Annotated in this window: 7 protein-coding genes and 1 pseudogene; 7 read left to right on the plus strand and 1 reads right to left on the minus strand. The window is 73.0% G+C overall.

What is annotated here, in order from left to right; translation table 11 throughout:
* Positions 1-105: 105 nt before the first annotated feature.
* Positions 106-321, plus strand: coding sequence for a dodecin (locus tag ABZ641_RS18675; RefSeq protein WP_263104140.1), 216 nt, complete (start codon positions 106-108; stop codon positions 319-321).
* Between the two features lie 95 nt (positions 322-416).
* Here the strand turns inward: ABZ641_RS18675 and ABZ641_RS18680 are convergent, their stop codons facing one another.
* Positions 417-908: an inorganic diphosphatase gene (locus tag ABZ641_RS18680; protein WP_344622576.1), complete on the minus strand. Its 492-nt coding sequence runs from the start codon at positions 906-908 to the stop codon at positions 417-419.
* Between the two features lie 74 nt (positions 909-982).
* On the opposite strand from ABZ641_RS18680, the gene dacB reads away from it, so the two are divergent.
* The 6 genes and pseudogenes from dacB to folE all read left to right on the plus strand — a co-directional run.
* Positions 983-2,497: a D-alanyl-D-alanine carboxypeptidase/D-alanyl-D-alanine-endopeptidase gene (dacB, locus tag ABZ641_RS18685; protein WP_359983120.1), complete on the plus strand. Its 1,515-nt coding sequence runs from the start codon at positions 983-985 to the stop codon at positions 2,495-2,497.
* Between the two features lie 77 nt (positions 2,498-2,574).
* Positions 2,575-3,741, plus strand: coding sequence for a zinc-dependent metalloprotease (locus tag ABZ641_RS18690; RefSeq protein ID WP_344622574.1), 1,167 nt, complete (start codon positions 2,575-2,577; stop codon positions 3,739-3,741).
* A 235-nt stretch (positions 3,742-3,976) separates the two neighbouring features.
* Entirely contained in the window at positions 3,977-5,101 is a 1,125-nt protein-coding gene (tilS, locus tag ABZ641_RS18695; RefSeq protein ID WP_344622573.1) for a tRNA lysidine(34) synthetase TilS, read from the plus strand.
* Positions 5,102-5,162: 61 nt separating this feature from the next.
* The gene (gene hpt, locus ABZ641_RS18700) at positions 5,163-5,717 is read left to right on the plus strand and encodes a hypoxanthine phosphoribosyltransferase (protein ID WP_030268775.1); all 555 of its coding nucleotides are present in this window, start codon (positions 5,163-5,165) and stop codon (positions 5,715-5,717) included.
* 218 nt (positions 5,718-5,935) lie between these two features.
* Positions 5,936-7,978 carry an ATP-dependent zinc metalloprotease FtsH gene (ftsH, locus tag ABZ641_RS18705; protein ID WP_344622572.1) on the plus strand — a complete coding sequence of 681 codons (2,043 nt, stop codon included), beginning with the start codon at positions 5,936-5,938 and terminating at the stop codon, positions 7,976-7,978.
* Positions 7,979-8,104: 126 nt separating this feature from the next.
* Positions 8,105-8,698: pseudogene (gene folE / locus ABZ641_RS18710) on the plus strand (GTP cyclohydrolase I FolE); the annotation flags it as partial.
* Positions 8,699-8,775: the final 77 nt, after the last annotated feature.

An 8,775-nucleotide genomic window follows, 5' to 3' on the forward strand; every position in this document is an offset into this window, starting at 1 on the left:
CGCGGCCCGCAGGCGCCCGCTCGGCGCGCGGGCCGCGGCGTCCTGCGGCACGGTGGACGAGGGCCCGCACACCGTCCCTCGTCACCCACCGCTGGGAGATGCGCCATGACCGACCACGTCTACCGAGTCACCGAGATCGTCGGCTCCTCCGCCGAGGGCATCGACCAGGCGATCCGCAACGGCATCGACCGGGCGTCCCGCACCCTGCGGAACCTGGACTGGTTCGAGGTGACCCAGGTCCGCGGACACCTCGTGGACGGCCGGATCGAGCACTACCAGGTCGGACTGAAGGTCGGCTTCCGGCTGGACGACGCGGACTGACACCGCCCGCGGACGCACGAGGGCCGGGGCGGACAGCACACGTGCTGCCCGCCCCGGCCCTCGCGTCACCCCGGAGAACCGAGGGGAGGGACGGCTCAGTGGCCGCCCTTCTCCTCCAGGCGCTTGATCGAGGCCGTGATCTCGGCCTCGGCCTCGGTGCGGCCGACCCAGTTGGCGCCCTCCACCGACTTGCCGGGCTCCAGGTCCTTGTAGACCTCGAAGAAGTGCTGGATCTCCAGGCGGTCGAACTCCGAGACGTGGTGGATGTCCCGCAGGTGCTCCCAGCGCGGGTCGGTCGCCGGGACGCAGAGCAGCTTGTCGTCGCCGCCGGCCTCGTCGGTCATGTGGAACATGCCGATGGCGCGGCACTTGATCAGGCAGCCCGGGAAGGTCGGCTCGTCCAGGATGACCAGCGCGTCCAGCGGGTCGCCGTCCTCGCCGAGCGTGCCCTCGACGTAGCCGTAGTCGGCCGGGTAGCGGGTCGAGGTGAAGAGCATGCGGTCAAGGCGCAGACGACCGGTCTCGTGGTCGACCTCGTACTTGTTGCGCGAGCCCTTCGGGATCTCGATCAGGACGTCGAACTCCAAGGTTCCTCCAAGGTAGAAACTGACAGAATCCAGTGTCTCGCACGGCAGGGAGTGCTCGGGAAAGGGGCCGGTCGGTGAACGCGCGTGCACGGGTGTGGAGGGGTCGCCGGGCCGTCGCCGCCGGAGCCGTCGCGACGGTGCTCGCGGTCGCCGGACCGCTCGCCGCACCCACCGCGGCGGCCGATCCCGGCCCGGCCGCCGGCCGGCAGGACCGGCACCGCTCGGACGACGGCACCGACGGCGCCCACCGCCGGGGCGCCGGCGCCGACGACAGGAAGAACGATTCCGGGCCGGGCAAGGGCACGGCCCGCCGGCACCGCAGCGCCCCGGTGAAGGGCCCGGTGCTCGCCGCCGCCGCGGACGCCGCCGACGTGCCCACCGGCGACGGCGTGCACCGCTCCCTCGACCCGGCCGTCCACGACGGCGCCCTCGCCACGCTGAACCTCGCGGTCGCCGACGCCACCACCGGCACGATGCTGTACGGCTCCGGGGAGAACACCCCGGCCACCCCCGCCTCCACCACCAAGCTCGCCACCGCCGTCGCCGCGCTCGCGCTGATCCCGCCGACCACCCGGATCGCCACCACCGTCGTCCGCGGCAGCGATCCCGGCAGCATCACCCTCGTCGGCGGCGGCGACCCGACCCTCACCGCGCTCCCCACCGACCAGGTCCGTGTCGGCGGCCAGCCGGTGGACGCCGACACCGCCCCGGCCTCGCTCGCCGACCTCGCCGCCCGCACCGCGGCGGCCCTCAAGGCCGCCGGCACCACCACCGTCCGGCTCGGCTACGACACCTCGCTCTACACCGGCCCGCTGCTCCACCCCGAGCACGACGCCACCAACATCGCCGCCGTCACCCCGCTGATGGTCGACGAGGGCCGGATCGACCCGAAGTCCCCCGACGAGGCCCCCGCCCGGGTCTTCGACCCCGCCGGGCAGGCCGCCGGGGCCTTCGCCGACCGGCTGCGCGCCGAGGGCGTGGCCGTCGACGGCACCCCCGCGCAGACCACCGCCCCGGCCGGCGCCGCCGCGATCGCCGAGGTCCGGTCGCCGACCGTCCCGCGGCTCGTCGAGCGGCTGCTCACCACCTCCGACAACACCCTCGCCGAGGCCGTCGCCCGGCAGGTCGCGATCGCCGCCAAGAAGCCGGCGAGCTTCGAGGGCGCCTCCGCCGCCACCCTCCAGGCGCTCACGGCGCTCGCCGTCCCGACGGCCGGCGTGGTGCTGAACGACGGCAGCGGCCTCAGCAGCAAGAACCTGATCCCGCCGATCACCCTCACCGAACTGCTCGCCCGGGCCGCCGCCCCCGACCACCCCGAGCTGCGCCCGGTGCTGACCGGCCTGCCGGTCGCCGGGTTCACCGGCACCCTGGTCAACCGGTTCGGCGCCCGCTCCGGCGCCGCCGCGGCGGCCGGCGTCGTCCGGGCCAAGACCGGCACCCTCTCCGGCGTGGCCACCCTGGCCGGCACCGTCGTCGACGCCGACGGCCGGGTGCTGGTCTTCGCGCTGATGAGCCGGACGAACGGGGGCGACGCCCGCGGCGCGGTGGACCGGATCGTCGCCCGGATCGCCGCCTGCGGCTGCCGCTGACCCGCCCGCCGCGGCACCCCGGCACCGGCACGGCAGGTTCCCTCCCTCCACCGCCCCGGAGCACGTACGGTGAGGGCATGACGAGCGCGAGCGGCGGAGCAGGAATGGTCGACTGGAACCTCGCGGTCGCGACCGCCACCCGGCTGGCCAGGCCGGGCCCGGAGGTGACCCGCGAGGAGGCCGTCAAGGTGGTCGCCGAGCTGCGCCGGCACGCCCTGGAGGCCGAGGAGCACGTGCGCGGCTACACCGGGCTCCGGCCCGCCCGGCTGTCCGACGCCGAGGCCACCCCGGTGCTGGTGGTCGACCGGCCCGGCTGGGTGCGCGCCAACGTCGCGGGCTTCCGCACCATCGTCCAGCCGCTGGTGGACCGCCTCCAGGCCCGCCGCAGCGAGGGCACCGGCTCCCAGGTGTTCGGCAGCATCGGGGAGAAGGCCACCGGCATCGAGGTCGGCGCGCTGCTGGCCTTCCTCTCCACCAAGGTGCTCGGCCAGTACGAGACCTTCGCGCCCGCCGAGCCGCCGCCGGCGCCGGACAGCCCCGCCGGGCTCTTCGACAAGCCGCGCCGCGGCCCCGAGCCGCCCGGCCCGGGCCGGCTGCTGCTGGTCGCGCCGAACATCGTCCAGGTCGAGCGGGAGCTGGACGTGGACCCGCACGACTTCCGGCTCTGGGTCTGCCTGCACGAGGAGACCCACCGCACCCAGTTCAGCGCGGTGCCGTGGCTGCGCGACCACATCCAGTCCGAGGTGCAGTCCTTCCTGGCGCAGACCGACATCGACCCCGGCGCGCTGCTGGAGCGGGCCCGCGAGGTCGTCGCGGACGGCTTCCCGGGCCTCGGCGGGCGCGGCGACGGCTCGGGCCCGCAGACCCTGCTGGAGGCCGTCCAGTCGCCCGGCCAGCGCGAGGTGCTGGGCCGGCTGACCGCGGTGATGTCGCTGCTGGAGGGCCACGCCGACGTGGTCATGGACGGCGTCGGCCCCGCGGTGGTGCCGAGCGTCGCCGAGATCCGGGAGAAGTTCCAGCGCCGCCGCGACCGCGGCGCCAGCCGGCTGGACCTGGTGCTGCGCAGGCTGCTCGGCATGGACGCCAAGCTGCGCCAGTACCAGGACGGCGCGGTCTTCGTCCGCGGCGTGGTGGACCGGGTCGGCATGGCCGGCTTCAACCGGATCTGGACGTCGCCGAACACCCTGCCGACCAAGGAGGAGATCCACGACCCGGCCGCCTGGGTCGCCCGGGTGGCCCGCTGACCCGTCCGCCGGCGACCGCACACCTGCCCAACCCGGGCCGACGGCGGCCGAATGAACGTTTTTCCATTCACCCGTACGTGGGACCGTGGACCCCGCGCTGGCGTGCACGGCCTGGCAGCGGGCCGCTTTCTGCGACCATCTGTGAGCGCCCGGTGACCGTGAGCGTGCGAGGTTCCCCGCCCCGCCGCCCGGGCCGGCCGCCGTCCCTCCCCGTCTCCGTCAAGGAGTGCACCCCGTGGGCCCACATCCCGCCGTCGCGGCGATACGCCTCGCCGTCCGCCGCACCCTCGCCGACCTCGCGGCCGAGGCCGGCGTCCCCGTCGCCGCACCGGTCCGCGCCCCGCAGAGCCGGCCCGCCGCCGCCGCGCTCGTGCCGGCCGGCGCCACCACCCTGATCGGCAACGCCCGCCGCCACCCCTCCGGGCTGCCGCGCACCCCCGCCGCCCCCGGCTCGCCGCTCGTGCTGGTCGCCGTCAGCGGCGGCGCCGACTCGATGGCCCTGGCGACCGCCACCGCCTTCGAGGCCCCCAAGCTCGGCCTGCGGGTGGGCGCCGTCACCGTCGACCACGGCCTGCAGGCCGGTTCCGCCGAGCGCGCCGAGCAGGTCGCCGTCCGGCTGCGCGAACTCGGCCTCGACCCGGTGGAGGCCGTCCCCGTCCGGGTCGGCCGCGACGGCGGCCCGGAGAACGCCGCCCGGGACGCCCGCTACGCCGCCCTCGACGCCGCCGCCGACCGCCACGGCGCGCTCGCCGTCCTGCTCGGCCACACCCGCGACGACCAGGCCGAGACCGTCCTGCTCGGCCTCGCCCGCGGCTCCGGCGCCCGCTCGCTGGCCGGCATGCCCGCCCAGAAGGGCCGCTACCGCCGGCCGCTGCTCGAACTCGACCGCGCCGCCACCCGCCAGGCCTGCTCGGCGCAGTCCATCCCGGTCTGGGACGACCCGCACAACTCCGACCCGGCCTACACCCGCGCCCGGGTCCGCCACGAGGTGCTGCCGGTGCTGGAGAAGCACCTCGGCGGCGGCGTGGTCGAGGCGCTCGCCCGCACCGCCCGGCTGTTCCGCGACGACGCCGACGCGCTCGACCAGTGGGCCGCCCTCGCCGAGCGCGACCTCCGAACGGTCGAAGGCTCCCTGGACGTCGGCCGGCTCGCCGAACTGCCGCCCGCGGTCCGCCGCCGGGTGCTGCGCCGGGCCGCGCTGCGCGCGGGCTGCCCGGCCGGCGACCTGTTCGCCCGGCACCTGGAGAGCGTCGACCTGCTGGTCACCGGCTGGCGCGGCCAGGGGCCGCTGCACCTACCCGGGGGGGTCGAAGCGACCCGTCGGTGTGGCACGCTGGTGTTTCGGCGGCAGAGCGACTAGCGGCATCCGGTCGCGTAGCCGCCGCCGACACAGACCCCGAACGTTTGAGGACGTATCCCCGGTGGATCAGAACGACATGGGCGCCGACCTGGCGAAGGTGCTCATCAGCAAGGACGAGATCGACGCCAAGCTGCTTGAGCTGGCCGAGCGGATCGACCGGGACTACGCCGGGAAGGACCTGCTGCTGGTCGGCGTGCTCAAGGGCGCCGTCATGGTGATGGCCGACCTCGCCCGGACGCTGCACTCCCAGGTGACCATGGACTGGATGGCCGTCTCCTCCTACGGGATGGGCACCAAGTCCTCCGGCGTGGTGCGGATCCTCAAGGACCTCGACACCGACATCGCCGGCCGGGACGTGCTGATCGTCGAGGACATCATCGACTCCGGTCTGACGCTGTCCTGGCTGCTCGGCAACCTCGGCTCGCGCCGCCCCGCCTCGCTCGAGGTGTGCACCCTGCTGCGCAAGCCGGACGCCGCCAAGGTGGAGATCGACGTCAAGTACGTCGGCTTCGACATCCCCAACGAGTTCGTGGTCGGCTACGGCCTCGACTACGCCGAGAAGCTGCGCAACCTGCCGTTCATCGGCACGCTGGCGCCGCACGTCTACGGCGGCTGACGCCGTCCGGGCGACGGGTGGGAACAGCACGCCGTTCCCACCCGTTGTGCCGAGGTAGGAAAATACGTCGTGCCGTCGTGCTCCCGCCACGCGCGGGTGGTACTGCGGTACGGTCCAATGAACCGCTCTTCTCATGAGCAGATACCGGATGCGCCGCGGCCGAGGCCGCGTAGCGCCGTCGAGTGGCAGGAGGGACGGGGCGGCAACGCCCCGCATGGATGGACGTCAAGCGATACTTCCGTGCGCCGATCATGTGGATCGTGCTGGCCGTCCTCGCCGTCATCGTGTTGATGCAGGTCGTCTCGGACTCGAGCGGCTACAAGACGGCGGACACCGGCCAGGTCATTGCGGCGATCAACAGCAACCAGGTCAAGCAGGCGCAGCTCACCACAGGTGACTCCAACCTGATCAAGATCGAGCTGAAGGACGGCCAGCAGCTGCCGGCCAAGGCCAACGGCAAGGCCCCCAGCGGCAGCAAGTTCCAGGCCTCGTACGTCTCGGACGGCCAGGCGAACGCGATCGCCGACACGCTCCAGCAGTCGTACAAGAACGGCCAGCTGCCCAACAACTACACCGTCACCCCGGAGCGGCAGTCGACCTTCGTCAGCCTCCTGCTGTCGATGCTGCCGATCGTCATCATCGTCCTCGTCTTCCTGTTCCTGATGAACCAGATGCAGGGTGGCGGCTCCCGGGTCATGCAGTTCGGCAAGTCCAAGGCCAAGCTGCTCACCAAGGACACCCCGAAGACCACGTTCTCGGACGTCGCGGGCGCGGACGAGGCGGTGGAGGAGCTCCAGGAGATCAAGGAGTTCCTGCAGGAGCCGTCGAAGTTCCAGGCCGTCGGCGCCAAGATCCCCAAGGGCGTGCTGCTGTACGGCCCGCCCGGCACCGGCAAGACCCTGCTGGCCCGTGCCGTGGCCGGCGAGGCGGGCGTGCCGTTCTACTCCATCTCCGGTTCCGACTTCGTCGAGATGTTCGTCGGTGTCGGTGCCTCCCGGGTGCGCGACCTGTTCGAGCAGGCCAAGGCGAACGCCCCGGCGATCATCTTCGTCGACGAGATCGACGCCGTCGGCCGGCACCGCGGTGCGGGCCTCGGCGGCGGCCACGACGAGCGCGAGCAGACGCTGAACCAGCTGCTCGTCGAGATGGACGGCTTCGACGTCAAGGGCGGCGTCATCCTGATCGCCGCCACCAACCGCCCGGACATCCTGGACCCGGCGCTGCTGCGCCCGGGCCGCTTCGACCGGCAGATCGCCGTCGAGCGCCCCGACCTCCAGGGCCGCCTGGACATCCTCAAGGTGCACCAGAAGGGCAAGCCGATCGCGCCCGACGTCGACCTCTCGGCCGTCGCCAAGCGCACCCCCGGCTTCACCGGCGCGGACCTCTCCAACGTCCTCAACGAGGCGGCCCTGCTGACCGCCCGCTCGGACAAGAAGCTGATCGACAACCTCGTCCTCGACGAGGCCATCGACCGCGTCGTGGCCGGCCCGCAGAAGCGGACCCGGATCATGTCCGACCGCGAGAAGAAGATCACTGCGTACCACGAGGGCGGCCACGCCCTGGTCGCGGCGGCCTCCCCGAACGCGGACCCGGTCCACAAGATCACCATCCTGTCCCGCGGCCGCGCCCTGGGCTACACGATGGTGCTCCCGGACGAGGACAAGTACTCGACCACCCGCAACGAGATGCTCGACCAGCTGGCCTACATGCTGGGCGGCCGCGCCGCGGAGGAGCTGGTCTTCCACGACCCGACCACCGGCGCGTCCAACGACATCGAGAAGGCCACCGCCACGGCCCGCGCGATGGTCACCCAGTACGGCATGAGCGAGCGCCTCGGCGCGATCAAGTTCGGCTCCAGCGACTCCGAGCCGTTCCTCGGCCGCGAGATGGCCCACCAGCGCGACTACTCCGAGGAGATCGCCGGGCTGGTGGACGAGGAGGTCAAGAAGCTCATCGAGAACGCGCACAACGAGGCCTGGGAGATCCTGGTCGAGAACCGCGACGTGCTCGACAACCTCGTGCTGGAGCTGCTGGAGAAGGAGACGCTGAACAAGGAGCAGATCGCCGAGATCTTCTCCACGATCGTGAAGCGCCCCGCCCGCCCCGCGTGGACGGGCTCCTCCCGCCGCACCCCCTCCACCCGCCCGCCGGTGCAGTCCCCGAAGGAGCTGGCGCTGACCAACGGCGTCGCCTCCTCCCACGAGGCCGCCCCGGTGGACGTCATGAAGCTGCCGCCCGCCGAGGGCTCCACCGAGAGCTGAGCGGCCGCCCGTACGGAATGAATGCCGCGCCACCCGGGTTTGTACCCTGGAGGCGCGGCATTCGTGCTGCCGGGCCCGGTGCCCGACGAACGACCATCCACTGGCAATGAGGCAAGCGAGGCCCGCATGATCGACCCGGTGACTCTCGACGGTGAGCCCGCCGTCGGGCACTTCGACCAGAAGCGCGCCGAGAACGCGGTGCGCGAGCTGCTGATCGCCGTGGGCGAGGACCCGGACCGCGAGGGCCTGCTGGAGACGCCGGCCCGGGTGGCCCGCGCCTACAAGGAGATATTCGCGGGGCTCTGGCAGCAGCCGGAGGACGTGCTCACCACCACCTTCGACATCGGCCACGACGAGATGGTGCTGGTGAAGGACATCGAGGTCTTCTCGACCTGCGAGCACCACCTGGTGCCCTTCCGCGGCGTCGCGCACGTCGGGTACATCCCGGCCACCACCGGCAAGATCACCGGCCTGTCGAAGCTGGCCCGCCTGGTCGACGTCTACGCCCGCCGCCCGCAGGTCCAGGAGCGGCTGACCAGCCAGGTCGCCGACGCCCTGATGAGCATCCTGGAGCCCCGCGGCGCGATCGTCGTCATCGAGTGCGAGCACATGTGCATGTCGATGCGCGGCATCCGCAAGCCCGGCGCCAAGACCATCACCTCGGCCGTCCGCGGCCAGCTCCGCGACCCGGCCACCCGCGCCGAGGCGATGAGCCTGATCGCCGATGCGGATCTGCTCCTCGGAGGAGAGCACCGCGCCGGTCGCGGCGTCGGTGACGACCAGGCGGCTGCTCGGGG

It is taken from the genome of Kitasatospora sp. NPDC007106 (assembly GCF_040634455.1).
In the GTDB taxonomy this organism is placed as follows: Bacteria; Actinomycetota; Actinomycetes; order Streptomycetales; family Streptomycetaceae; genus Kitasatospora; species Kitasatospora arboriphila.

Excerpts from the sequence above, each read along its gene's own strand:
- ABZ641_RS18690 (WP_344622574.1), top strand. The coding sequence starts at position 2,575 with ATGACGAGCGCGAGCGGCGGAGCAGGAATGGTCGACTGGAACCTCGCG.
- ftsH (WP_344622572.1), top strand. The coding sequence starts at position 5,936 with ATGGACGTCAAGCGATACTTCCGTGCGCCGATCATGTGGATCGTGCTG.
- ABZ641_RS18675 (WP_263104140.1), top strand. The coding sequence starts at position 106 with ATGACCGACCACGTCTACCGAGTCACCGAGATCGTCGGCTCCTCCGCC.